General features: G+C 71.2%; 23 protein-coding genes. 17 read left to right on the top strand and 6 right to left on the bottom strand.

Going from position 1 to position 24,935, the window contains the following annotated elements:
* The first annotated feature begins 12 nt into the window (after window positions 1–12).
* From tsaB to NYZ95_RS08310, 4 genes are read left to right on the top strand one after another with little or no spacing between them, the layout of a single operon-like run.
* Window positions 13–669: a tRNA (adenosine(37)-N6)-threonylcarbamoyltransferase complex dimerization subunit type 1 TsaB gene (gene tsaB, locus NYZ95_RS08295; RefSeq protein WP_262850560.1), complete on the top strand. Its 657-nt coding sequence runs from the start codon at window positions 13–15 to the stop codon at window positions 667–669.
* Window positions 666–1,115 carry a ribosomal protein S18-alanine N-acetyltransferase gene (gene rimI, locus NYZ95_RS08300; RefSeq protein WP_262850562.1) on the top strand — a complete coding sequence of 150 codons (450 nt, stop codon included), beginning with the start codon at window positions 666–668 and terminating at the stop codon, window positions 1,113–1,115. Before tsaB ends, rimI begins: the two co-directional genes overlap by 4 nt.
* Window positions 1,115–1,498 (top strand): RidA family protein, encoded by a 384-nt coding sequence (locus NYZ95_RS08305; RefSeq protein WP_262850563.1) that lies wholly within the window; start codon window positions 1,115–1,117, stop codon window positions 1,496–1,498. The genes rimI and NYZ95_RS08305 overlap by 1 nt, the downstream gene beginning before the upstream one ends.
* Window positions 1,499–1,547: 49 nt before the next feature.
* Window positions 1,548–2,309 (top strand): lysophospholipid acyltransferase family protein, encoded by a 762-nt coding sequence (locus NYZ95_RS08310; RefSeq protein WP_262850565.1) that lies wholly within the window; start codon window positions 1,548–1,550, stop codon window positions 2,307–2,309.
* Between the two features lie 10 nt (window positions 2,310–2,319).
* Here NYZ95_RS08310 and NYZ95_RS08315 read toward each other — a convergent pair whose 3' ends face one another.
* The gene (locus tag NYZ95_RS08315; protein ID WP_262850566.1) at window positions 2,320–3,297 is read right to left on the bottom strand and encodes an aldo/keto reductase; all 978 of its coding nucleotides are present in this window, start codon (window positions 3,295–3,297) and stop codon (window positions 2,320–2,322) included.
* Window positions 3,297–3,797, bottom strand: coding sequence for a DinB family protein (locus tag NYZ95_RS08320; RefSeq protein ID WP_262850568.1), 501 nt, complete (start codon window positions 3,795–3,797; stop codon window positions 3,297–3,299). Before NYZ95_RS08320 ends, NYZ95_RS08315 begins: the two co-directional genes overlap by 1 nt.
* Before the next feature lie 25 nt (window positions 3,798–3,822).
* On the opposite strand from NYZ95_RS08320, the gene tsaD reads away from it, so the two are divergent.
* On the top strand, window positions 3,823–4,887 hold the full coding sequence (gene tsaD / locus NYZ95_RS08325) for a tRNA (adenosine(37)-N6)-threonylcarbamoyltransferase complex transferase subunit TsaD (protein WP_262850569.1): 1,065 nt from the start codon (window positions 3,823–3,825) through the stop codon (window positions 4,885–4,887).
* Window positions 4,888–5,136: 249 nt separating this feature from the next.
* Window positions 5,137–7,215, top strand: a complete 2,079-nt coding sequence (locus NYZ95_RS08330; protein WP_262850571.1) for an Ig-like domain-containing protein — start codon at window positions 5,137–5,139, stop codon at window positions 7,213–7,215.
* Window positions 7,216–7,285: 70 nt separating this feature from the next.
* Here the strand turns inward: NYZ95_RS08330 and NYZ95_RS08335 are convergent, their stop codons facing one another.
* Window positions 7,286–8,467 carry a class I SAM-dependent methyltransferase gene (locus NYZ95_RS08335; RefSeq protein WP_262850573.1) on the bottom strand — a complete coding sequence of 394 codons (1,182 nt, stop codon included), beginning with the start codon at window positions 8,465–8,467 and terminating at the stop codon, window positions 7,286–7,288.
* Between the two features lie 219 nt (window positions 8,468–8,686).
* Here NYZ95_RS08335 and groES point away from each other — a divergent pair, with 219 nt between their 5' ends.
* The 9 genes from groES (at window position 8,687) to NYZ95_RS08380 (ending at window position 20,389) form a co-directional block, all read left to right on the top strand.
* Window positions 8,687–8,986 carry a co-chaperone GroES gene (gene groES / locus NYZ95_RS08340; RefSeq protein WP_139085961.1) on the top strand — a complete coding sequence of 100 codons (300 nt, stop codon included), beginning with the start codon at window positions 8,687–8,689 and terminating at the stop codon, window positions 8,984–8,986.
* A gap of 102 nt (window positions 8,987–9,088) precedes the next feature.
* Window positions 9,089–10,687, top strand: a complete 1,599-nt coding sequence (gene groL, locus NYZ95_RS08345; RefSeq protein ID WP_262850577.1) for a chaperonin GroEL — start codon at window positions 9,089–9,091, stop codon at window positions 10,685–10,687.
* A gap of 199 nt (window positions 10,688–10,886) precedes the next feature.
* Window positions 10,887–11,486, top strand: coding sequence for a sigma-70 family RNA polymerase sigma factor (locus tag NYZ95_RS08350; RefSeq protein WP_262850578.1), 600 nt, complete (start codon window positions 10,887–10,889; stop codon window positions 11,484–11,486).
* Window positions 11,483–12,331, top strand: a complete 849-nt coding sequence (locus tag NYZ95_RS08355; RefSeq protein WP_262850580.1) for a hypothetical protein — start codon at window positions 11,483–11,485, stop codon at window positions 12,329–12,331. Before NYZ95_RS08350 ends, NYZ95_RS08355 begins: the two co-directional genes overlap by 4 nt.
* A 107-nt stretch (window positions 12,332–12,438) precedes the next feature.
* Window positions 12,439–13,956, top strand: coding sequence for an IMP dehydrogenase (guaB, locus tag NYZ95_RS08360; RefSeq protein ID WP_262850581.1), 1,518 nt, complete (start codon window positions 12,439–12,441; stop codon window positions 13,954–13,956).
* Between the two features lie 50 nt (window positions 13,957–14,006).
* Window positions 14,007–15,110: a GuaB3 family IMP dehydrogenase-related protein gene (locus NYZ95_RS08365; protein WP_262850583.1), complete on the top strand. Its 1,104-nt coding sequence runs from the start codon at window positions 14,007–14,009 to the stop codon at window positions 15,108–15,110.
* 48 nt (window positions 15,111–15,158) lie between these two features.
* Window positions 15,159–16,874 (top strand): helicase HerA-like domain-containing protein, encoded by a 1,716-nt coding sequence (locus NYZ95_RS08370; protein WP_262850585.1) that lies wholly within the window; start codon window positions 15,159–15,161, stop codon window positions 16,872–16,874.
* 107 nt (window positions 16,875–16,981) lie between these two features.
* The gene (locus tag NYZ95_RS08375) at window positions 16,982–18,598 is read left to right on the top strand and encodes a succinic semialdehyde dehydrogenase (RefSeq protein WP_262850586.1); all 1,617 of its coding nucleotides are present in this window, start codon (window positions 16,982–16,984) and stop codon (window positions 18,596–18,598) included.
* 84 nt (window positions 18,599–18,682) lie between these two features.
* Window positions 18,683–20,389 (top strand): GMC family oxidoreductase N-terminal domain-containing protein, encoded by a 1,707-nt coding sequence (locus tag NYZ95_RS08380; protein WP_262850588.1) that lies wholly within the window; start codon window positions 18,683–18,685, stop codon window positions 20,387–20,389.
* Window positions 20,390–20,762: 373 nt separating this feature from the next.
* Here the strand turns inward: NYZ95_RS08380 and NYZ95_RS08385 are convergent, their stop codons facing one another.
* Window positions 20,763–21,053 carry a GIY-YIG nuclease family protein gene (locus NYZ95_RS08385; RefSeq protein ID WP_262850589.1) on the bottom strand — a complete coding sequence of 97 codons (291 nt, stop codon included), beginning with the start codon at window positions 21,051–21,053 and terminating at the stop codon, window positions 20,763–20,765.
* A 155-nt stretch (window positions 21,054–21,208) separates the two neighbouring features.
* Here NYZ95_RS08385 and guaA point away from each other — a divergent pair, with 155 nt between their 5' ends.
* Both guaA and NYZ95_RS08395 read left to right on the top strand, forming a co-directional pair.
* A complete protein-coding gene (gene guaA, locus NYZ95_RS08390; protein ID WP_372500469.1) occupies window positions 21,209–22,765 on the top strand; it encodes a glutamine-hydrolyzing GMP synthase in 1,557 nt (518 codons plus the stop codon).
* A 3-nt stretch (window positions 22,766–22,768) separates the two neighbouring features.
* On the top strand, window positions 22,769–23,290 hold the full coding sequence (locus NYZ95_RS08395; protein ID WP_262850593.1) for a DinB family protein: 522 nt from the start codon (window positions 22,769–22,771) through the stop codon (window positions 23,288–23,290).
* An 8-nt stretch (window positions 23,291–23,298) separates the two neighbouring features.
* Here the strand turns inward: NYZ95_RS08395 and NYZ95_RS08400 are convergent, their stop codons facing one another.
* Both NYZ95_RS08400 and NYZ95_RS08405 read right to left on the bottom strand, forming a co-directional pair.
* Window positions 23,299–24,525, bottom strand: a complete 1,227-nt coding sequence (locus tag NYZ95_RS08400; protein WP_262850595.1) for an RNA polymerase sigma factor — start codon at window positions 24,523–24,525, stop codon at window positions 23,299–23,301.
* Window positions 24,522–24,872, bottom strand: a complete 351-nt coding sequence (locus NYZ95_RS08405) for a YciI family protein (RefSeq protein WP_262850596.1) — start codon at window positions 24,870–24,872, stop codon at window positions 24,522–24,524. The genes NYZ95_RS08400 and NYZ95_RS08405 overlap by 4 nt, the downstream gene beginning before the upstream one ends.
* Between the last annotated feature and the right edge of the window lie 63 nt (window positions 24,873–24,935).

A 24,935-nucleotide genomic window follows, 5' to 3' on the forward strand; every position in this document is an offset into this window, starting at 1 on the left:
ACCCTTGCCACGATGCTGATCCTCGCCCTCGACACCGCCGCCCCGGCGACGTCCGTCGCGCTGCACGACGGTTCCGTCGTCCGCGCGAGCGTGTCGCGACCCGGTGCCATGAGCCACGGTGAGCTGCTGGCTCCGGCGATCGCCGAGGTGCTCGCGACCGCGGGCGTCGACCGCCAGGACGTCACCGACGTCGCCGTCGGTGTCGGCCCCGGTCCTTTCACCGGGCTCCGCGTGGGGGTCGTGACGGCGCGGACGCTCGCCGTCTCCCTCGGCGCGCGCCTGCACGGCGTGTGCTCGCTCGACGTGATCGCAGCGGACGCGGTCGCCGCCGGTGTGGTCGGTGAGGCCTTCACCGTGGCGACCGACGCGCGTCGCAAGGAGGTCTACTGGGCGGAGTACACGCCCACCGGCGAGCGCGTCGGTGACCCCGACGTCGTGCGCCCCGCCGACCTCGCGGCGCGACTGCCCTCCTCGATGCCCGTGATCGGGCGTGGCGCCGACCTCTACGCCGACCTCCTCCACCGTGCCGACGGCCCTCTCGACCCCGACGCGGCGGTCCTCGCGTCGATGATCGCCTCGGGCGCGGCGGTCGAGATCGGGACCGAGCCCCTCTACCTCCGGCGACCGGACGCCACCCCCGCCGCCGAGCGCAAGCGCGCCTCGGTGTGATCCGTCCAGGCGCTCCGGGTGACGTCGAGGCGCTGGCGTCGCTCGAGCAGGAGGCCTTCGGCGCCGACGCCTGGTCGCGCGCGCAGGTCACCGAAGAGGTCGCCGGGCAGACCCGCCACGTCGTCGTGGCGGAGGACGAGGGGCGCGTCGTCGGGTACGCCAGCCTCATGGTCGCGGGGGACACGGCGGACGTGGCACGGATCGCGGTCGCGCCACGGACGCGCAGACGGGGAGTCGGGCGGCGGCTGCTGGCCGCGCTGCTCGACGAGTCCGCTCGACGGGGCGCAGAGCGGGTGCTGCTCGAGGTCGCGGCGGACAACGCGGCGGCCTTGGGGCTGTACGAAGCGGGAGGCTTCGTCGCGATCGCGACGCGGCCGCACTACTACCGGTCGGGCGCGGATGCCGTGGTGATGCAGCGTGCCGTGCAGACCCGGAGGGACGGCTGATGTACCGGGTGGGATCGGGTACGCCGTGGGAGGACAAGTACGGCTACGCGCGCGCGGTCGCGTACGGGCCCCATGTGGCGGTCGCGGGCACGACGGCCACCGTCAACGGGACCGTGATCGGCGTCGGTGACCCGTACGTGCAGACCATGGTCGCCTTCGGGATCGCGATGGACGCGCTGCGACGCTGCGGGCTCGACTCCCAGCACGTCGTGCGCACCCGCATGTACGTCGTCGACATCACCGATGCCGACGAGGTGGGGCGCGCGCACCGCGAGCTGTTCGGCGCCACCCCTCCGGCGGCGTCCATGCTGGAGGTCAACCGGCTCATGCACCCCGACCACCTCGTCGAGGTCGAGATCGACGCGTACGCCGAGGGGGGCTGACGCAGGGCGGGCCGAACCTACGCCACCGTAGGGTCGGTAGGGTTGGCGGATGCGAGACCTGACGTACCCGCCGATCATCCTGACGGCCAAGACCCTCTTCCGCCTCCGTGGGTGGAAGATCCAGATCACGGGCTCCGAGCACATCCCTCGGGAGGGCGGCGCCGTGCTGGCGTCGAACCACATCGGCTTCGCCGACTTCGTCCTCACCGGGTTCCCCGCTGAGCGGCAGGGCCGGCTCGTACGGTTCATGGCCAAGAAGGAAGCCTTCGACCACGGCGTCGGCGGCCCGGTCCTGCGGTCGATGCACCACATCCCGGTCGACCGGTCAGCCGGTGCCGATTCGTTGGACGCCGCCGTCGACTACTGCCGCCGCGGCGAGGTGGTCGGCATCTTCCCGGAGGCGACGATCAGCCGGTCCTTCGAGATCAAAGAGGTCAAGACGGGCGCGCCGCGCATCGCTGCTCAGGCGGGTGTGCCGCTCGTCCCCGTCGTCCTGTTCGGCACCCAGCGGATCCTGACCAAGGGTCAGAAGTTCTCGCTGCCGAGGGGACTGCCGATCCAGATCCGTGTCGGCGAGCCGCTGCACCCGACCGGCGACGACCCGGCCGCCGAGACCGCGCAGCTGCGCTCCGCCCTCCAGGCGCTGCTCGAGGAGGCGATCGCCGCCTACCCCGACCCGCTCGAGGGTCAGTGGTGGGCTCCGGCACGCTTCGGTGGCACCGCCCCGACCCTGGAGGAGGCAGAGCGCCTCGACGTCGAGGAGAAGGCCGCCCGCGCCGCACGCAAGGCCGCGAAGGCCGACGGCGCCTGACGAGGCGGGGTCAGCGACGGGGCGCGAACGTCGTGTACGACCAGCGGGCCGTGGGGCGGATCGCGTCCAGCGCTGCGAGGTCCTCGGCGGTCGGTTCCCACTGCGCCGCCTCGACGTTCGCGTGGACCTGCTCGGCGCGCGTGGCTCCGGCGATCACGCTCGCGACCGCCGGCTGCGCGGCGAGACCACCGATCGCGACGTCGAGCATCGTGCGGCCGCGCTCGCGGGCGTACGACTCCAGCGCCTCGATCTGGTCCCAGTCCGCGCCCTCCAGCCGTGCCGCCTGGCTGCTCTCGGCCAGCCGCGTGCCCTCGGGTGCCTCCTCGCCGCGCGAGTACTTGCCGGTGAGCAGGCCGTACGCGAGCGGGAAGTACGGCAGGAGCCCGATGCCGAGCGCCTCGCACGCCGGCACGAGCTCGGCCTCGGCGGAGCGGTTGTAGAGCGAGTACTCGTTCTGCGCGGACACGAACGGCGTCAGGTGGGACGTCCGTGCCGTCCAGTCGGCGTCGACGAGCTCCCAGGCCGTGAAGTTGGAGCAGCCGACGTAGCGGACCTTGCCCTCGCGGACGAAGTCGTCCATCACGCTCAGCGTCTCCTCGATCGGGGTGACGCGGTCGGGCGTGTGCAGCTGGTAGAGGTCGACGTAGTCGGTGCCGAGGCGGTTCAGGCTCGCCTCGAGGGCTCGGCGCAGGTACCGCCGGGAGGCCCGCGCTCCCCAGTCAGGGCCGTTCATCCCGCCCATGTCCATGCCGGCCTTGGTGGCGAGCACCACGTCACCACGACGCGCCCCCAGCGCCCGCCCGAGCAGCACCTCGCTGGCGCCCCGCCCGTACGTGTCCGCGGTGTCGAAGAACGTGACCCCTGCATCGAGCGCGGCGTGCACGACCTCCTTCGTACGGTCCTCGTCGATGCGCGTCCCGAAGGCGTTGCACCCGATCCCGACCACCGACACCTGCAGGCCGCTGCGGCCCAGCGCACGCGTACGCATCAGTCGCCCACCTGTCCGTCGGCGAGCTCCCGGAGCACATCGAGGTGCCCGTTGTGGCGCGCGGTCTCCTCGACGAGGTGCGCGACGACCCACCGGACGTTCGGGTGGAAGTCGCGCCGGGGCTTGGCCGCCGGGGCGTCGAGGTCGAGATCGGCGAGGACCGCGTCGCACGCCGCGATCTGCTGGCGGTAGCCCGTCAGGACCTCGTCGAGGGTCATCTGCTGGGCGACCTCGAACTCGCCGTCGGGGTGCTCCTGCGACCACGGGGCGTGGTCCTCCCCGCCGGCGAGGACGACCTCCACCCAGTAGTGCTCGTTCCAGCGCAGGTGGTTGACCACGCTCGCCACCGACATGAGCGGGGAGGTGGCGAGGGGGGTGGCGTGCGCCAGGTCGTCGGGGAGACCCTCGGCCTTCGCCAGCGCGGTCTCGCGGACGTAGCGCAGCAGGGCGAGGGCCGTGGTGCGTTCGTCAGGTGCGGTGGGGACGTCGGTGCGGCTCATGGGACCACCCTGGCACCATGGGGGAGTGAGCACTGCTGCGCCCCACGCCGACGGCCCCCTGGTCCTGGGGATCGAGTCGTCCTGCGACGAGACCGGCGTCGGGATCGTCCGTGGGACCGAGCTGCTGGCCAACGCGGTGGCGTCCAGCGTCGAGGAGCATGTCCGCTTCGGTGGTGTCGTCCCCGAGGTCGCGAGCCGTGCCCACCTCGAGGCGTTCGTCCCGATGCTCGAGAAGGCGCAGGCCGATGCCGGGGTCTCGGTCGCCGACGTCGACGCCATCGCCGTCACGAGCGGTCCCGGCCTCACGGGGGCGCTGCTGGTCGGCATCGCTGCCGCCAAGGCGCTGGCGATCGCGTACGACAAGCCGCTGTACGGCATCAACCACCTTGTGGCGCACGTCTGCGTCGACCGCCTGGAGCACGGCGAGCTGCCGGAGCCGACGGCCGCGCTGCTGGTCTCCGGGGGTCACACCAACCTTCTGCTGGTCGATGACATCACGAGCTCGGTGCGGATGCTCGGCGAGACCATCGACGACGCGGCGGGGGAGGCCTTCGACAAGGTCGCCCGGCTGCTCGGCCTTCCGTACCCCGGCGGCCCTCAGATCGACAAGGCCGCACGCGAGGGCGACCCGACCGCCATCGCCTTCCCGCGCGGCCTGACCGCGGCACGCGACATGGAGAAGCACCGGTACGACTTCTCGTTCTCCGGCCTCAAGAGCGCGGTGGCACGTCACGTGGAGCACGAGGAGCGGATGGGGCGGGAGATCTCCGTTCCCGACGTGGCGGCGTCGTTCCAGGACGCGGTGTGCGACGTGCTGTCGGCCAAGACGGTCCGCGCGTGCCTCGACCACGGCGCGAAGCACCTCGTCCTCGGAGGCGGCGTCGCGGCCAACCAGCGCCTGCGGCACTACGTGCTCGAGCGGGCGGGCGAGGCAGGCATCGACGTCCGCATCCCACCGCCGGTGCTGTGCACGGACAACGGCGCGATGGTCGCCGCGCTGGGCTCGGCGCTGGTCGCGAAGGGTGTCGCCCCGAGCTCGCTCGACCTCCCGGCGGACTCGTCGATGCCGGTGACCCAGATCGTCGCCTGAGGACCCCGCTGGGGGTCATTGCCCCTTCAACCAGGGAAAACAGAAATTGTCTCCCCCCTTGCAACCCCTGGTTACCACGGCTACGTTACTGAGCCGTAACGCTGGTTCGCCTGCGTTGGACACGGGCTCCTGGAGGGGGAGCCCGGTGAGATCTGGAGGGGATCGATGTCCATTTCCCGTCGCACAGCCGTGCGCAGACCACTATCAATCGTCGCTTCAGGGGCACTCGTCGCCGGTATGGCCGCGACCGTGACGACCCTGGGAGCGGGGGCCGCCCAGGCCGCCGACCTCAACCGCGACTTCACCTACACCTGCAACGTCGTGGCCGCCGGACTCCCGCTCGGCGATCACCAGGTCGGGGTCAACGCCCGCGTCACCGTCCCCGACCAGGTGACCCCTGGCGAGGTCATCCCGACCCGCAAGACGCAGATCACCCTGACCCTGCCGGAGACGTTGCGCAACGCGACGTACGTCCTGCTCGGCGCACGTTCGGCGAGCGGCTACTCGAACGACGCGAGCATCTCCGTCACCGCCGAAGGGGTCCCGGACACCTTCACCTACCCGATCGCCAACCTGGCGGCCGACTGGTCGCCGGTGCCGCCCGACAGCACCACCCCCTGGCGCATCCCCACCGAGGGTGACGTGCCGCCCATCACCGTCCCGAGCACGGACGACTACCCCGACCTCACGCTGCCGACCGACGCCGTCATCCACATGCCGGCGTCGTTCAACGTCATCGCGTCGCTCCGCAACGCTGCGGGCGACCTGGTCGGCGGCGAGGGTGCGGTCACGATGGCCTGCACGCTCAACGGCACCGACGACGTCTTCGGTGCGATCCCGATCGTCGCGCCGGACCCGGTCAACACGCCGCCGACGGCCGGCGACGTCTCGGCCGAGACGGCGTACGGCACCCCGGTCGACGTCACGCTCGAGGGCGCGGATGCCGACGGTGACGAGCTCACGTACACGTACGGCCAGCCGGCGAACGGCACGGTCACCGGCACGGGCGCGAACGTCACGTACACGCCCAACGACGGTTTCTCCGGCACCGACACCTTCACCTACACGGTGTCCGACGGCGAGGCCGAGGCCACCGGCACGGTGACCGTCGCGGTCGGCGAGGCGCCCAACCAGGCGCCCACGGCCAACGACGGCACCGCCGCCGCCGAGAGCGGGGAGCCGGTCGACATCACCCTGACGGCGTCCGACCCCGACGGTGACGACCTGACCTACACCTACACCCAGCCGGAGAACGGCACGGTGACCGGTGAGGGCCCGAACGTGACCTACACCTCGGACGAGGGCTTCTCCGGCACCGACACGTTCACCTTCACCGTGGACGACGGCAACGGTGGCACCGACACGGCCACGATCACCGTGACGGTCACCGACACGCCTCCGCCGAACACGCCGCCCACCGCGGGCAACGTGACGGCCACGACCGACGCCGGCTCGCCCGTCGACATCACCCTCGAGGGGGCCGACGCGGACGGTGACGACCTCACCTACACCTACGGCACGCCGGCCAACGGCACCGTGACCGGTGAGGGCGCCAACGTCACGTACACGCCGAACGAGGGCTTCTCCGGCACCGACACGTTCACCTACACCGTGGACGACGGGAACGGCGGCACCGCCACCGGCACCGTCACGGTGACGGTCAACCCCGGCGAGGAGCCCAACACGCCGCCCACCGCGGGCGACGTGGCGGTGACGACCGACCAGGGTGAGGCCGTCGAGGTCGAGCTCGCGGGTGCCGACGCCGACGGTGACGAGCTCACCTACACCTACACGCAGCCCGAGAACGGCACGGTCAGCGGCTCCGGGGCCACCGTGACCTACACGCCGGACGAGGGCTTCTCCGGGACCGACACCTTCGACTACACCGTCTCCGACGGTCAGGCCGAGGCGACGGGCACGGTGACGATCACGGTGAACGAGGACACGCCGCCGCCGAACACGCCGCCCACCGCGGGTGACGTGACGGCGACGACCGACCAGGGCAAGGCCGTGCAGATCGCGCTCAAGGGCGCCGACGCTGACGGTGACACCCTCGAGTACTCGTACGGCACGCCGGCGAACGGCACCGTGACCGGGTCCGGCGCGAACGTGACGTACACGCCGAACACCGGGTTCTCCGGGACCGACACCTTCACCTACACCGTCTCCGACGGTCAGGACGAGGCGACGGGCACGGTGACCGTGACGGTCAAGAAGGCGTCGGAGCCGCCGGCCGACAAGTGCGGTCCGATGCCGAACCCGCTGCGCGAGCCGATCAAGTGGCTCAAGTGGCTGGCGTGCAAGCTGCTGCTCCACTTCAAGGGCTGACAGCCGCACGCTGACAGCTCGATGACCGCCGGTGGCGGGGCGCCGTGAGGGGCGCCCCGCCACTGGTGCGTCACGAGGAGGCGGTGACGGGGTCGACCAGGAACGCGCGTCCTTCGCCCTGGACGCGGGTGAGGATCACGGTCGCCGTCGCCGACCCGGTGAGTCGCAGACGCTTGACGAGAACCTCGGGCACCACCGACACGCCTCTCTTCTTGATCGTGAGGGTCCCGACGTCGCGCTCCCTCAGTGCGGCGCGCAGCTGCTTCTCGCGGTACGGGAGCTCGTCGAGCACACGGAACGGCCGGGCGAACGGGGTCGCGACGTGCGTGGCGCTCGAGACGTAGGCGATGTGCGGGTCCACGAGCCGCCCACCGGTGAGTGACGCCACGGCGGCGACCAGCCCCGCGCGTACGACCGCGTCGTCCGGCTCGTACCACCACTCGGCGGGCTCACCTACCGGCACGTCCTCGGGCAGGTCCTCGTCGGTGAGGGTGGCGGTCCCGGTCGCCGACAGGACGCTGGCGCGTCGGGAGGCGCCCGCGAACGGGCGGCCCCAGAGGCACGCCTCCACGAGGTCGCCGCGCTCGCTGACCCACTCGGCCTCGACGCCCTCGGGGACGAGGTCGTGCGCGAGCCCCGGGAGCACCTTCGCGACGCCGTTCTGCTCGAGCAGCGCCTCGACGAAGGGCCACGGAGGCGTGAACGCCTGCGGGTCGAAGGTCCGCCCGCGGCCAGAGCGCCGCGCGGGGTCCACGAACGCGACGTCGTACGCGGAGGTGTCGACCGCGGTCGCGTCGGCGACCTCGACCGTCCCGCTCAGGTCGAGCGCCGCAAGGTTCTGTCGGGCCATCGCCGCCCTGACCGGGTCGAGCTCGACGCCGTGGACGTGCAGGCCCGCCCGGGCGAAGGCCGTCAGGTCGGCGCCGATGCCGCAGCCGAGGTCGACGAGCGTGCGCGGGCCGAGCGCTTGGAGGCGCGCCGCGCGGTGGGCAGCGACGGGCGTGCGCGTCGCCTGCTCGAGGGCGTCGGGAGTGAAGTACATCGACGCGGCGTCCGCGCCCATCTTCGACGCGGCGCGGCGGCGCAGCGCGACCTGGCCGATCGCGGCGGCGACCAGGTCCGGAGGGTGGCCGGCGGCCCGCAGCCGGGTCCCGAGCACGAGGTCGTCGACGCGCCCGTACGCCTCGGTCGCCTCGCGGAGCACGTGCTGTCCCTCCGGGCCGAGGAGCAGGTCGAACGTGGCGGGCTCCATGGGCCCAGTCTGGCAGCGCAACGGGCTGGCACTCTGCTTGACCGAGTGCTAGCCCCGTCCTACGGTAGGGGCTAGCACTCTCGTATCCTGGGTGCTAACGGTGCAGCGGCGCACGATCCCCGCGACGGCGTGCGTGCAAGCACCTCGCAGGACACATTCCCAGTCATGTCGTACGGGTCACCACCGCGTACGGGGTACACCGAAAGGGGAGGTCGACAAGTGTCGGTCACCATCAAGCCGCTCGAGGACCGTATCGTCGTCAAGATTCTCGAGGCGGAGCAGACGACCGCCTCGGGCCTGGTCATCCCGGACACCGCCAAGGAGAAGCCCACGGAGGGCGAGGTCCTTGCTGTCGGTCCGGGCCGTTTCAACGAAGACGGTGACGAGCGCATCCCCGTCGACGTCAAGGTCGGCGACGTCGTCGTCTTCAGCAAGTACGGCGGCACCGAGGTCAAGTACGACGGTCAGGAGTTCCTGATCCTGTCGGCGCGCGACGTCCTCGCGGTCATCGAGAAGTAATGACCCCGCTCGCCCCGGCGGCCGGTCGGTCGTTGGGGCGAGCACTGCACGTCCGCCGTACCCGGGCCCGGCTACGGGCTCGCACCAACCAGAAGGATCCCCATGCCCAAGATTCTTGAGTTCGACGAGAACGCTCGTCGGTCGCTCGAGCGCGGCGTCGACATCCTCGCCGACACCGTCAAGGTGACGCTCGGCCCCAAGGGCCGCTACGTCGTCCTCGACTCGAAGTGGGGCGCGCCGACGATCACGAACGACGGCGTGACCGTCGCGCGTGAGGTCGAGCTCGACGACCCGTTCGAGAACCTCGGCGCCCAGCTCGCCAAGGAAGTCGCCACCAAGACCAACGACATCGCCGGTGACGGCACCACGACGGCGACCGTGCTCGCCCAGGCGATGGTCCACGAGGGCCTGCGCGCCGTGGCCGCCGGCACCAACCCGATGGCGCTCAAGCGTGGCATCGACAAGGCCGTCGAAGCCGTCTCGGAGAAGCTCCTCGAGCTCGCCCGCGACGTCGACGACAAGCAGGACATGGCGCACGTCGCCAACATCTCCGCGCGCGACGCCCACATCGGCGGCCTGATCGCGGATGCCTTCGACAAGGTCGGCAAGGACGGTGTCATCACCGTCGAGGAGTCCAACACCATGGGCACCGACCTCGAGTTCACCGAGGGCATGCAGTTCGACAAGGGCTACCTGTCGCCGTACATGGTGACCGACACCGAGCGCATGGAGGCCGTCCTCGACGAGCCCTACATCCTCGTCAACCAGGGCAAGATCTCGGCCATCGCCGAGCTCCTGCCGCTGCTGGAGAAGGTCGTCCAGGCCGGCAAGTCGCTGCTCATCATCGCCGAGGACGTGGACGGCGAGGCGCTCTCGACGCTGGTCGTCAACAAGATCCGCGGCACCTTCACCTCGGTCGCGGTCAAGGCTCCGGCCTTCGGCGACCGTCGCAAGGCGATGCTGCAGGACATCGCGGTCCTCACGGGTGCGCAGGTCGTCACGCCCGACCTCGGCCTCAAGCTCGACCAGATCGGGCTGGACGACCTCGGCACCGCCCGTCGCGTCGTCATCACCAAGGACGACACCACGATCATCGACGGCGCGGGCAGCGACGACGAGGTCGCGGCACGCGTCAACCAGATCAAGGCGGAGATCGAGTCGACCGACTCCGACTGGGACCGCGAGAAGCTCCAGGAGCGTCTGGCGAAGCTCGCCGGCGGCGTCTGCGTCATCCAGGTGGGTGCCGCGACCGAGGTCGAGCTCAAGGAGAAGAAGCACCGCATCGAGGACGCGGTCTCCGCGACCCGCGCCGCGATCGAAGAGGGCATCGTCGCCGGCGGCGGCTCCGCCCTCGTCACTGCGGTCTCCGTCCTCGACGGTGACCTCGGCCTGAGCGGCGACGAGGCCGTCGGTGTCGCGATCGTCCGCAAGTCGGCCGTGGAGCCGCTGCGCTGGATCGCCGAGAACGGTGGCGAGAACGGGTACGTCGTGGTCTCCAAGGTGCGCGAGAGCGGCCAGGGCTACAACGCGGCGACCGGCGAGTACGGCGACCTGGTGGCTCAGGGTGTCCTCGACCCGGTGAAGGTCACCCGCTCCGCGCTGGCCAACGCCGGCTCGATCGCGGCCATGCTGCTCACGACCGAGACGCTGGTCGTCGAGAAGCCTGCCGACGACGAAGACGCCGCAGGCCACTCGCACTGACGCAACGAGGCCGCGCCGGCCAGGCGCGGCGCCTCACCAGCGAACGGCCCACCCCTCTCCCGGGGTGGGCCGTTCGACGTGAAAAGACACCACGACTGGCGTGTCGCGAGCATGTCGTGGGACCGTGTCCTTCGGCGCTGCGGCGCCGTCTCGGCCCTCGGACCTCGTGTCCCCTGCTCGACCCGGAGGACGACCCCCGATGCTCTCCAGCCACCTCGCCGGTGAGGAAGATCTGACCGACCTCGCTCACCGTGCGATGAGCGACCGTGACGTGATGGACGCCCTGATGCGTGACGTCCGTACGGTCTCGCACCGCTACTGCCGTGCACGGCTGTCGGGCTACCGCGACGGCGGGGCGCTGGCCGACGACGTCGCGCAGGAGATCTGCATCGCCGTCTTCCAGGCGCTGCCGACCTTCCAGGACCAGGGCGTCCCGTTCGAGGCGTTCGTGTACGCGATCGGCAGCCGCAAGGTCGCCGACGCCCAGCGCAGCGCGTACCGGTCGCGCCACATCTTCGTCGAGGCGGTGCCCGACCTCGGCGACACTGCGGCGTCCGCGGAGGCCGAGGTCCTCGACCGATTCGAGGCGAAGGACGTCCTCGCCCTCCTCGACTCGCTGCCCGAGCGGCTCCGCGAGGTGCTGGTGCTGCGCGTCGCGATGGGGCTGAGCGCCGCCGACGTCGGCGTGACGATGGGCATGACCGCAGGCGCGGTACGGATCGCCCAGCATCGCGCCCTCCAACGGCTGCGAGAGCTGCACCAGGCTCGTGAGGTCACCCGCGGGGAGGTGAGGGCATGAGCAGCAGGTACGACCCGGTCGCACGCGACGACGAGCTGCTGGACGCCCTGATCGCGGGTCGTGTGCCCGACGACCCGGTCCTCGAAGGTCTGGCCTCCTGGCGGTCGGTGCTGCTCGCAGAGGAGCGCGAGGCGACGGCGACCGCGGTGGTGACGGAGGAGCCGCTGGGCGGCAGGCACGCGAGGCGTCGTCACGTCGCGCCCGTCGCGGCCCGGCAGACTCGTCGCGCGGCGACGATGGGGACGGCCGCCGCAGTCCTGCTCTCGATGGGGGTGAGCCAGGCGGTGGCCGGCAACCCGGTCGCGCCGCTCCAGTTCGTCGTCGACCGCGCCGTCGGCCTGGGAGAGGGCATGGCCGATCCGCGCGCGTCCGACGTACGGGAGCCGCGGACGGTGCCGACCCCGTCGGCGCTCGCCTCGCCGGACGTCCTCACGGGCCGCGCGGACGCCGGTGCCCTCACCAGCCGCTCGGCGGAGGGACCACAGGCCGACCGCGACGCACCGACGCGTGACGGCGACGACACCAGCAGCGGAGGCGACGACGGGGAGAAGACTCCGCGCGAGCCTGCCCCGTCCGACCGGCCGGAGGCGTCCCCGCCGACGACGTCGCCGACCCCGCCGTGGTCCACGCAGCCGCGACCGCCCCGCGAGCACGGGGACCACCGCGACCGGGACCGGGATCGTGATCGGGGCGGTGACCGCGACGGTGACCGCGACGGGGACCGCGACCGCGATCGCGACCGTGACCGCAACCGTTGGCCCGACGCCGACGACCGTCGGGACGACCCCCGCCGGCCGTGGTGGATGTCCGGACTCACGGTCGAGGAGCCCCGCTCGTCGGAGTGATCCGTACCGCAGACCCACGCGGAAGCCTCACGACGCCCTCGTCGTTGAAGCCGTAAGGGACCTCCTCGTTAGGATGGGGAAGTCGGGCGCGCGCAAGGAAGGGCCTCATGGATCTCAACGCGGCAGGTGTGCCGGAGAAGTTCGCACCGCTGGGTCTCACGTACGACGACGTCCTCCTCGTGCCGGGGGAGACCGACGTCATCCCCAGCGAGGTCGACACCCGTACACGACTGACTCGTGGCATCTCGCTCCACATCCCCCTGATCTCGGCGGCGATGGACACCGTCACCGAGGCCCGGATGGCGATCGCGATGGCCCGCGAGGGCGGGATCGGCATCCTTCACCGCAACCTGTCGGTCGAGGACCAGGCCTACCAGGTCGACCTCGTCAAGCGGACGCAGACGGGTGTCATCTCCAACCCGATCACCATCACGCCCAAGGCGACCTTGGAGGAGCTCGACGAGATCTGCGGCGAGTACCGCGTCTCCGGCCTTCCGGTGGTCGACGGCGACGACTTGCTCCTCGGCATCGTCACCAACCGCGACCTGCGCTTCGTCCCCGTCGCCGAGTGGGCCAAGAAGACCGTCGGCGAGGTCATGACGCCGATGCCGCTGATCACCGGCCCGGTCGGCATCGACCGCGAGGACGCCGCCGAGCTGCTGCGCGCCCACAAGAAGGAGCGCCTGCCGCTGATCGACGACAGCGGCCACCTCCGCGGCCTGATCACCGTCAAGGACTTCGTGAAGTCCGAGCAGTTCCCCCACGCCAGCAAGGACGCGCAGGGCCGTCTCCTCGTCGGAGCGGCGGTCGGATTCTTCGGCGACTCCTGGGACCGCGCCACGGCGCTGGTCGAGGCCGGCGTCGACGTGCTCGTCGTCGACACGGCCCACGGTCACGCCCGGGCGCTGCTCGAGATGATCCAGCGGCTCAAGAACGACCCCGCTACCTCGCACGTCCAGATCATTGGCGGCAACGTCGCGACGTACGCCGGGGCGAAGGCGCTGGTAGACGCGGGCGTGGACGCCGTGAAGGTCGGGGTCGGCCCCGGCTCCATCTGCACCACCCGGGTCGTCGCCGGCGTCGGCGTCCCGCAGGTGACCGCGATCTACGAGGCCTCGCGCGCGACGAAGCCCGCCGGCGTGCCGCTCATCGGCGACGGCGGCCTGCAGTACTCCGGAGACATCGCGAAGGCGCTGGTCGCCGGCGCGGACACCGTCATGATCGGCTCCCTGCTCGCCGGCACCGAGGAGAGCCCCGGTGAGCTGATCTTCGTCAACGGCAAGCAGTACAAGTCCTACCGCGGCATGGGCTCGCTCGGGGCGATGTCGTCGCGCGGCAAGAAGTCGTACTCGAAGGACCGCTACTTCCAGGCCGACGTCACCAGCGACGACCAGCTCGTGCCGGAGGGCATCGAGGGCCAGGTCGCGTACCGGGGCATGCTCGGCGCCGTGGTCCGTCAGCTCGTCGGGGGCCTGCACCAGTCGATGTTCTACGTCGGCTCGCGCACCATCCCCGAGCTGCAGGAGCGCGGCCAGTTCGTCCGGATCACCGCGGCCGGCCTCAAGGAGAGCCACCCGCACGACATCCAGATGACGGTCGAGGCGCCGAACTACTCGCGGTTCTGACCGCCCGTGCGGGGTCGGCCGCCTGCGCGGCGCCTCATTAGACTGCGGTCATGGACATCGAGATCGGCGCCGCCAAGCGCGGCCGCAGGGCGTACGCGTTCGACGACATCGCGATCGTGCCGAGCCGCCGTACGCGTGACCCCGAAGAGGTCTCGACGGCCTGGCAGATCGACGCGTACCGGTTCGACATCCCGGTGGTCGCGGCGCCGATGGACTCGGTCATGTCGCCCGAGACCGCCATCATGCTCGGCAAGCTCGGCGGACTCGGCGTGATCGACCTCGAGGGTCTCTGGACGCGGTACGACGACCCGCTCCCGCTGCTGGAGGAGGTCGCCGGTCTGGACGACCGTGAGGCGACCGTACGCCTCCAGCGCATCTACGAGGAGCCGATCAAGGCCGAGCTCATCCACGAGCGGCTCAAGCAGGTCCGCGACGCCGGCGTGACGGTGGCCGGCGCCCTCTCGCCGCAGCGCACCAAGCAGTTCGCGCAGACGGTCGTCGACTCCGGGGTGGACCTCTTCGTCATCCGGGGCACCACCGTCTCCGCCGAGCACGTCTCGGGCCAGACCGAGCCGCTCAACCTCAAGGAGTTCATCTACGAGCTCGACGTCCCGGTCATCGTCGGCGGCTGCGCGACCCACCAGGCCGCGCTGCACCTGATGCGGACCGGTGCGGCAGGTGTGCTCGTCGGCTTCGGCGGGGGAGCGGCGCACACGACACGCCAGGTCCTCGGCGTCGCCGTCCCGATGGCCAGCGCGGTGGCCGACGTCGCGGCGGCGCGACGCGACTACCTCGACGAGTCCGGCGGCCGCTACGTCCACGTGATCGCGGACGGGTCGGTCGGGCACAGCGGCGACCTCGCCAAGGCGATCGCCTGCGGCGCCGACGCGGTGATGGTCGGCTCGCCGTTCGCCCGGGCCAAGGAGGCGCCGGGGCGCGGCTTCCACTGGGGCGCGGAGGCCTGGCACTCCGACCTGCCTCGCGGCCAGCGGATCGACCTCGGCACGGTGGGCTCGTTCGAGTCGGTCCTCTTCGGGCCCTCGACCGCCCCCGACGGCACGATGAACCTCATCGGTGCACTGCGCCGGGCGATGGCGACCACGGGCTACACCGAGGTCAAGGAGTTCCAGCGGGTCGAGGTCGTCGTCCAGTAGGAGCCGTTCAGCGCGACAGGCCGCCACGGCGGCACTTGGGGGAGAGTCATGGGCGAGGACGCGGACGAGGCACGCAGGGCGGCCGAGGAGGCCGAGAAGGCGGCCGCAGAAGCGGTCGAACGGGCAGAGGAGGCGCGTCGCAGGGCCGATGCGCTCGCGGCCGCGGACGCCTCCGCGGCGAGCGAGACCGCGGACGACGAGGACGGTGACGGGGACCTCGTCGCCACCGTCGCGAAGGCGTACGCGTTCGAGGGCGCCGCTCTCGACATCGGTGCGCTCGTCGACGGCGGCGAGGCTCGCCCGGAGGCGCAGGTACGCATCCCGCTGGCGATGCTGAACCGTCATGGCCTGGTCGCGGGGGCGACGGGCACCGGCAAGACGAAGACGCTGCAGGTGCTCGCCGAGCAGGTCGCCGCTCACGGTGTGCCGGTGTTCGCCGCTGACATCAAGGGCGACCTCTCGGGGATCGGTGTGGCCGGTACGCCGAGCGAGGCGCTCACCGCCCGTACCGCGAGCATCGGGCAGGACTGGAAGCCGGTGGCCACCCGGACCGAGCTCTTCAGCCTCGGCGGGGTGGGGACGGGTGTCCCGATCCGGGCGACGGTGGAGCAGTTCGGGGCGACCCTGCTCGCGAAGGTCCTCGACCTCAACGCGACGCAGGAGTCGTCGCTCGGCCTGGTGTTCCACTACGCGCGCAAGCACGAGCTCCCGCTCCTGCGGCTGGAGGACCTGCGCGCGGTCGTGCAGCACCTGACCAGCGCCGAGGGCAAGGCGGACCTCGCCGAGCTGGGCGGTCTGTCGAAGGCGACCGCCGGGGTGATCCTGCGGGAGCTGATCGCCTTCCAGGACGCCGGCGCCGGGGAGTTCTTCGGGGAACCGTCGATCGACGTCGCCGACTTCCTGCGCACCGCCGACGACGGCACGGGGATCGTGTCGCTGCTCGAGGTGCCCGGGGTGGCCGACCGGCCTGAGGTGTTCTCGACGTTCCTCATGTTCCTGCTGACGCGCCTGTTCGCCGAGCTCCCCGAGGTCGGCGACACCGACAAGCCGCGGCTCGTCTTCTTCTTCGACGAGGCGCACCTGCTGTTCAAGGACGCCTCGGACGACTTCCTCGACGTGGTCGTCCAGACCGTACGGCTGATCCGGTCGCGGGGCGTCGGCGTCTTCTTCGTCACCCAGACGCCGAAGGACCTTCCCGGTGACGTGCTGGCGCAGCTCGGGTCGCGGGTCCAGCACCAGCTGCGCGCGCACACCCCGGCCGACGCCAAGGCCCTCAAGGCGACCGTGTCGACGTACCCGATCTCCTCGTACGACCTCGCCGAGGTCCTCACCCAGCTCGCGACGGGTGAGGCGGTGGTCACCGTCATGAACGAGAAGGGGGCGCCGTCGCCGGTGGCGTGGACACGTGTCCGCGCCCCGCAGGGGTCGATGGACCCGATGCCGGTGGAGACGATGGAGGCGCTCGTCGGCAGCTCGCCGCTGAGCGCGCGGTACGCGACGACGACCCCCACGTCCGGAGCCGCCGATGTCCTGGCCCAGCGGGCGGCGCAGCCCCCCGCCCAGGAGGCGCCCGACGCGGACACGCGCAAGGGAGGGCCCGGTGAGCTGATGCCGGAGGGCTGGGACGCGCCCCCGAAGCGCCGCAAGTCACGCTCTCGTGGCAGCTCCCGGAGCACGCGCATGTCCCCGCTGGACCGCGCGGTGGGGGAGGCGAGCCGTACCTTCGCCCGTGAGGTCGCGAAGCGCATCTTCGGACGCCGGTAACCTCCCGGACCCGTACGCGCGGGGTCTCCGGCGTTATCCGCCACTGCACGTGTCACATGCGTTACCGCGGGGTAGCCACCGGTGGGGAGCGGCTCTACAGTGGCGGCATGTCACGCCCCGATCCCCACGCCCCGTCGCACGGCTCGCTCCCCGCGGATCCTGAGCACGACCCCAAGGCCGCGTTCGCCCTCGACCCCGCCCGGGTACGACGGCTGACCGCGCAGCTCCGGGCGACGTCGGGGAGCTCGGAGACCACGTACGCGCCGTTCACCGGTCAGCCGATCGCCACGCTGCCGCTGTCGGACGAGGGCGACGTGGCGGACGCGTTCGCCGCTGCGCGTGCGGCGCAGAAGGCGTGGGCACGCACCGATCTCGCCCAGCGCTCTGCGCTGCTGCTGGACCTGCACGACGCCGTTCTCGACCACGCGGACGACCTGATGGACCTCGTCCAGTGGGAGGCGGGCAAGGCGCGCAAGCACGCGTACGACGAGGTCCTGCACGTGGCCCTCACTGCGCGCTACTACGCGCGGACGCTCGAGCGTCATCTCAAGACCCGTCGGGTGCCCGGGGTCTACCCCCTGCTCACGCAGGCGCGGATCAACCGGGTCCCCAAGGGCGTCGTCGGCATCATCTCGCCTTGGAACTACCCGCTGACGCTCGCGATCTCCGACGGTCTGCCCGCCATCGGCGCCGGCAACGCCGTGGTCCACAAGCCCGACAGCCAGACGCCGCTGTCGGCCCTCGCGGCCATCGACCTGTTCCGTGAGGTCGGCTTCCCCGCCGGACTCTGGCAGGTGGTGTGCGGGCCTGGGCCGCAGATCGGCGGCGCGATCATCGATCACGCCGACTACGTGTGTTTCACGGGCTCGACGGCGACCGGCAAGGTCGTCGCCGCGCAGGCCGCGGAGCGCCTCGTCTCGTGCTCGCTGGAGCTCGGTGGCAAGAACGCGATGCTGGTGCTCGCGGACGCGCAGATCGACCGTGCGGTCGAGGGGGCTGTCCGCGGCGCCTACTCGTCGGCAGGGCAGCTGTGCGTGTCGATCGAGCGGTTGTTCGTCGCCGACGCGATCTACGACAAGTTCGTCGCCAAGCTCGTCAAGCGGATCGAGCGGATGAAGCTCTCGGCAGCGATCGGCTACGACGGTGACATGGGGTCGCTGGTCTCCCAGCGCCAGCTCGACACCGTCAGCGCCCACGTCGCCGACGCGGTGAGCAAGGGTGCACGGGTCTTGACCGGAGGCCGCCCGCGCCCCGATGTCGGCCCGTACTTCTATGAGCCCACCCTCCTCGAGGGCGTCAACCCCTCGATGGAGTGCTTCGCCGAGGAGACCTTCGGTCCGGTCGTCTCCGTCTACCGCTTCGGCGGGGAGGCCGAGGCGATCGAGCGCGCCAACGCCGGGTCGTACGGCCTCAACGCCTCGATCTTCACACGTGACATCGCGCGCGCCCGTGCGCTCGCCCCGCAGATCAAAGCCGGCACGGTGAACATCAACGAGGGATTCGCCGCCACGTTCGGCACCATCGAGGCCCCGATGGGCGGCATGCGCGAGTCGGGCATCGGGCGGCGCCACGGCGCGGAGGGGATCCTCCGCTACACCGAGACGCAGTCGGTCGCCAACCAGCGGCTGCTGCCCCTCACGGCGCCGCGGTTCGTGAGCGACGCGACGTACCAGAAGGCCGTGACGTCGGCGCTGCGCCTGCTCAAGAAGACCGGGCGCGCGTAGGCCCACCTGGAGATACGACACTCTTGATGACATATGTGTTACCCAGGGGTAGCGACGGCGTGACCGGAGTCATACGCTGACGCTGTGAACGACGACACGGCCCCCCAGCACTACGACGTCCTCGTGATCGGTTCCGGCTTCGGCGGGAGCGTCACGGCCCTTCGCCTCACCGAGAAGGGATACCGCGTGGGTGTCCTCGAGGCGGGGGCACGGTTCCGTGACGAGGACTTCGCGGCGACGTCGTGGGACCTGAGGCGCTACCTCTTCGCTCCTGAGGTCGGCTGCTACGGGATCCAGCGGATCAACCTGCTCAAGGACGTGATGATCATGTCCGGCGCAGGCGTGGGCGGGGGCTCGCTCGTGTACGCCAACACCCTGTACGAGCCGCTGGAGCCGTTCTACCGCGACCGCGCCTGGGGGCACATCACGGACTGGAAGGCCGAGCTCGCTCCGTACTACGACCAGGCGAAGCGGATGCTGGGCGTCACCACGTACCCGCACATCACGCCCGCGGACCTGGTGATGCGCGAGGTGGCCGAGGACATGGGGGTCGGCGACACCTTCCACGCCACGCCGGTCGGGGTGTTCTTCGGCGGGCCGGGTGAGAAGGCGGCCGACCCCTACTTCGGGGGCGTCGGCCCCGAGCGGACTGGCTGCACCGACTGCGGCGAGTGCATGACGGGGTGCCGCCACAACGCGAAGAACACGCTGGTCAAGAACTACCTCTACCTCGCAGAGCAGGCCGGGGCGCACGTGCACCCTCTGACGACGGTGACGCGGGTCAGCCCGCGCGCCGGCGGCGGCTACCTGGTCGAGACGCGGCGTACCGACCGTCGCCGCAAGGTCGTGCGTGCGTTCACCGCCGACCAGGTCGTCTTCGCCGCCGGGGCCCTCGGCACCCAGAAGCTGCTGCACCGGATGCGCTCCGAAGGGGTGCTCCCGCGGATCTCCGAGCGGCTCGGGGTCCTCACCCGGACCAACTCCGAGTCGCTCCTCGGAGCGATCGCCAACGGCCGCGACGTCGACTACTCCGAAGGCGTCGCGATCACGTCGTCGTTCCACCCCGACGAGGTGACGCACATCGAGCCGGTCCGCTTCGGCAAGGGGTCCAACGCGATGGCGATGCTCCAGACCGTCCTCACCGACGGCGACGGCCCGCGTCCTCGGTGGCAGACCTGGCTCCGGGAGCTGTGGGCGCAGCGTCGCAACGTGCGCACGCTCTACGACTTCAAGCACTGGTCGGAGCGGGTGATCATCATGCTGGTCATGCAGTCGGTGGACAACTCGATCACGACCTACATGAAGAGGAACCCCGTCACCGGTCGTACCCGCCTCACGTCGAAGCAAGGACTCGGCGAGCCCAACCCGTCGTGGATCCCGAAGGCGAACGAGGCGGTCCGCCGCACCGCGACCAAGATCGACGGGACGCCGGGTGGCACCATCGGCGAGCCGTTCAACATCCCGCTCACCGCGCACTTCATCGGGGGCTGCGCGATCGGTGACTCGCCCGACAGCGGCGTCATCGACCCGTACCACCGCCTCTACGGGTACGACGGCCTCCATGTCGTCGACGGTGCGGCGATCTCGGCGAACCTCGGGGTCAACCCGTCCCTCACGATCACCGCTCAGGCCGAGCGCGCGATGGCGATGTGGCCCAACAAGGGCGAGACCGACACCCGGCCCGCCATGGGTGAGCCGTACGCCCAGGTCGAGGCCGTCGCGCCCAAGAGCCCGGTCGTGCCCGCCGACGCCCCCGCCGCCCTTCGCCTGCCCATCGTCGGAGTCAGCTGACGCCTGTGTGGTCGGTCGAGTAGCCCGAGCCGCCCCACATGGTTGGTCGAGTAGTCCGAGCCGCTAGGCGAGGACGTATCGAGACCTGGTCTCGATACGCGGTCTCGGCTAGCGCCTCGCCCGCTACTCGACCGGCCGGGTTTAGTTGGTCGAGTAGTCCGAGCCGCTGGGCGAGGGCGTATCGAGACCTGGTCTCGATACGCGGTCTCGGCTAGCGCCTCGCCCGCCACTCGACCGGCCGGGTTTGGTTGGTCGAGTAGTCCGAGCCGCTGGGCGAGGACGTATCGAGACCTGGTCTCGATACGCGGTCTCGGCTAGCGCCTCGCCCGCTACTCGACCGGCTGATGTGAGGGTGGTTCGTATCGAGACTCCGTCACTTTCGCCGACGCCAGCGCTTCTTCGCCAGGCCGTGCAGCGCCTCGTAGTCACCTCGGATCAGTGCTTCCCGCTTCGCGCGGGACCACCCCTGGACCCGCTTCTCCCAGGCGTATGCCTCGACGACGGTGTCGAACTCCGCTGCATAGACGAGCTCGACCGGACGTCGTCGCTTGGTGTAGCTGGCTCCGATGCCGTTCTGGTGCTGATGTACGCGGGCGTCGAGGTCGTTGGTGCTGCCGACGTAGTAGCTGCCGTCGGCGCACTGAAGGATGTAGGTCCACGGCATGACCGTGAGTGTCGCGGTGGTGCGCTGCCCGGCGTGACGGTTGTCCACAGGGGTGGACGGGTCTCGATACGTCCTCGCCTAGCGGCTCGGACTACTCGACCAGCCGCGGAGGGGGAGTGACGGGCGTCGCTCGATAGGATCGAGGGGTGACCGAGATTCCTGACCACGACCTGGTCCTCGTCGTCGACTTCGGTGCCCAGTACGCGCAGCTCATCGCGCGCCGCGTGCGTGAGGCCAAGGTCTACTCCGAGATCGTGCCGCACACGATGCCGGTCGAGGAGATGCTCGCCAAGAACCCGAAGGCCGTCATCCTCTCCGGCGGTCCGTCGTCGGTCTACGAGGAGGGCGCCCCCCGCCTCGATCCGGCGCTCTTCGCGCAGGGCACCCCGGTCTTCGGCATCTGCTACGGCTTCCAGGCGATGGCGCAGACGCTCGGCGGCACCGTCGCCAGCACGGGCCAGCGCGAGTACGGCCGTACCGACGTCGCGATCGGTGAGCCCGGCGTCCTGCTGGCCGGCCTTCCCGACAGCCTGCGCGCCTGGATGTCGCACGGCGACGAGGTCACCCTCGCGCCGGAGGGCTTCTCGGTCACGGCCTCCTCGCCGCGCGCGACCGTCGCCGCGTTCGAGGACGTCTCCCGCGGCCTCGCGGGAGTGCAGTGGCACCCGGAGGTCCTGCACAGCGAGCACGGCCAGCAGGTCCTGGAGCGCTTCCTCGTGGAGATCGCCGGCTGCCGCCAGACGTGGACGATGGTCAACATCGTCGACGAGCAGGTCGACCGGATCCGCGAGACGGTCGGCGACGCACGTGTGATCTGCGCCCTGTCCGGCGGAGTCGACTCCTCGGTCGCCGCGGCGCTCGTCCAGCGCGCGATCGGTGACCAGCTCACGTGCGTGTTCGTCGACCACGGGCTGCTCCGCAAGGGCGAGCGCGACCAGGTGGTCCGTGACTACGTGGCGGCGACCGACGTCAACCTCAAGGTCGTCGACGCGCGCGAGCAGTTCCTCGGTCACCTCGCCGGCGTCACGGACCCGGAGGAGAAGCGCAAGATCATCGGCCGCGAGTTCATCCGTACGTTCGAGGCGGCCGAGCGCGAGATCCTCGAGACGCCCGGCACGCCGGTGAAGTTCCTGGTCCAGGGGACGCTGTACCCCGACGTGGTGGAGTCGGGCGGTGGCGAGGGCGCCGCCAACATCAAGAGCCACCACAACGTCGGCGGGCTGCCCGAGGACCTCCAGTTCAGCCTGATCGAGCCGTTGCGCACGCTGTTCAAGGACGAGGTCCGTCAGGTCGGCGAGCAGCTGGGTCTGCCGCCGGCGATGGTCTGGCGCCACCCGTTCCCCGGTCCGGGCCTGGCGATCCGCATCGTGGGTGCCGTCGACGAGGAGCGTCTCGAGATCGTGCGCGAGGCGGACGCGATCGCGCGCGAGGAGCTGACCGCAGCCGGTCTCGACCGCGACGTCTGGCAGTTCCCGGTGGTCCTGCTGGCCGACGTCCGCTCGGTGGGCGTCCAGGGCGACGGGCGTACGTACGGTCACCCGATCGTGCTGCGACCGGTCAGCAGCGAGGACGCGATGACGGCCGACTGGAGCCGCCTGCCCTACGATCTCCTCGAGCGCATCTCGACCCGCATCACCAACGAGGTGCGCGAGGTCAACCGCGTCGTCGTCGACGTGACCAGCAAGCCGCCGGGCACCATCGAGTGGGAGTGACGCATGGCGATCGTCCCCGACACCAAGGACTGGACCTGGACGGTGCGTGAGCGCTGCCCGGAGTGCGGGTTCGACCCGGCGGGCGTGGCGCCTGGCGAGGTCGGCGCGCGCGTGCGTGCGAACGCGGCGCTCTGGCCCGCCATCCTCAGGCGCGACACCGCGACCGAGCGGCCGAACGACAACACGTGGTCGCCGCTGGAGTACGCCTGCCACGTCCGCGACGTGCTCGAGCTCTTCCGGTTCCGTCTGGGGCTCATGCTCGACGAGGACGACCCGCGCTATCCCAACTGGGACCAGGACGCCACCGCCGTCGAGGCGCGCTACGGCGAGCAGGACCCCGCGGCCGTCTCCGAGGCGCTCGCCGGCGAGGCGGCCATGACCGCCGACGCGTTCGACGCCGTGCGCGGCGACCAGTGGTCGCGGACCGGGCGCCGCAGCGACGGTGCCTCGTTCACGGTGACGACGTTCGCGACGTACTTCCTGCACGACATCGAGCACCACGCGCACGACGTCGGAGCCGCCTGACCCGCCGGTCAGCCGGACCGGAGGTCGGCCAGCCGGGTCTTGAGGAACCGGCGCTGCGCGTCGTCGCCGGCGACGGCGATCGCTCGCCGGTATGCGGCGGCCGCCTCGCCGGTGCGCCCGAGCTCGGCGAGCAGGCGCGCGCGTACGGCCGGCAGGTAGGCGTACTCCCGCAGGCTCGGCTCGTCCGCGACCCCCTCGACCTCGGCCAGCGCAGCCTCCGCGCCGTCGACGTACGAGAGCGCCACCGCCCGGTTGAGCCGGACCACAGGGGTGGGCCAGACCTCGAGCAGCCGGTCGTACAGACGCACCAGCGCGGGCCAGTCGGTGGTCTCGACGCTGGCAGCCTCGAGGTGGACGCCGGCGATCGCTGCCTGAAGCGCGTACCGCCCGACCCGCTCGCCCCGCGCGAGCGCACCCTCGATCGCCCGGGTCGTGGCGGCCCGTCCGGCGGCCACCATCTGCGGGTCCCACGCGCCGCGGTCCTGTCCGTCCAGCAGGACGATGTCGGGGGCGCGCCGTGCCGCCGTGCGCGCCTGCGTGAAGAGCACGAGCCCGAGCAGCCCGAGGACCGCGGACTCCTCGGGCAGGATCTCCGCGAGGCTCGTCGCCAGGGACCGTGACGCTGCCTCCAGGGCGTCGGTCTCAGGGCTGGGCGGTCGGTCGTGCGCGGCGGTGGCGACGAGGTGGATCACCTCGAGCACCGCGGCCAGACGGTCGGGGAGGTCGTCGGCCCCGGGGACCGCGTACCGGATGCCCGCGTCGGCGATCTTGCGCTTCGCACGGGTGAGACGGGCGGCCGCCGTCGCGGGCCTCAGCAGCAGCAGACCCGCGGCCGTCGGCGTCGGCAGACCGCACACGACTCTCAACGTCAGCAGCACGCGGTCGGCTTCGGGCAGTGCGGGGTGGCAGCAGGTGAAGACGAGCCGCAGGAGGTCGTCGTTCCACCGCGCGGCCGGGTCGTCGGCACGCCGGTCCGCCTCGCGCAGCACCAGCTCCGGCTCACGGTCTCGGAACGTCCCGGCTCGCCGGTGGAGGTCGACGGCGTGGTTGCGCGCCGTCCGCACAAGCCAGCCCACGGGGTTGCGGGGTTCTTCGCCCGGCCGCCACGTCTCGAGCGCCTTCTCGAACGCCCGCTGCGCGCAGTCCTCGGCGGTGTCGAGGTCCCCGGCCGTCCCGACGGTCGCCGCGACCACCCGCCCCCAGTGGTCGCGGTGCACCGCCGCGAGGTCCGTCACGCGCCGACGTCGAGGACCGGTCGCACCTCGACGACCTGGCTCGGCGCCTGCTTCGCCAGAGCGAGTGCGGCGTCCAGCCCGTCGCACTCGATGACGTAGTAGCCGCCGAAGGCTTCCTTCGTCTCGACGAACGGCCCGTCGGTGACGACCGGCTCGGCTCCGGTACGGACGGTGGTGGCCGTCGACGTCGGCTGCAGGGCTTCACCACCGTGGTCGATCGCTCCGGCGGCCTTGATGGCGGCGCTGAACCGGTCGTGCGCGGCCATCATCGCGTCCCACTCCTCTGGGGACGCGTCGACCCACGTCGACTCGTCATCGAAGAGGAGGAAGAGGTAGCGCTCGGACATCGGGTCTCCTTCGGTCGGGTCCCGCTCTTCGGGGCCTTCACTCTGGTGACGAACGGGACGTCG

This window comes from Mumia quercus, from assembly GCF_025506335.1.
GTDB classification, from domain to species: domain Bacteria; phylum Actinomycetota; class Actinomycetes; order Propionibacteriales; family Nocardioidaceae; genus Mumia; species Mumia quercus.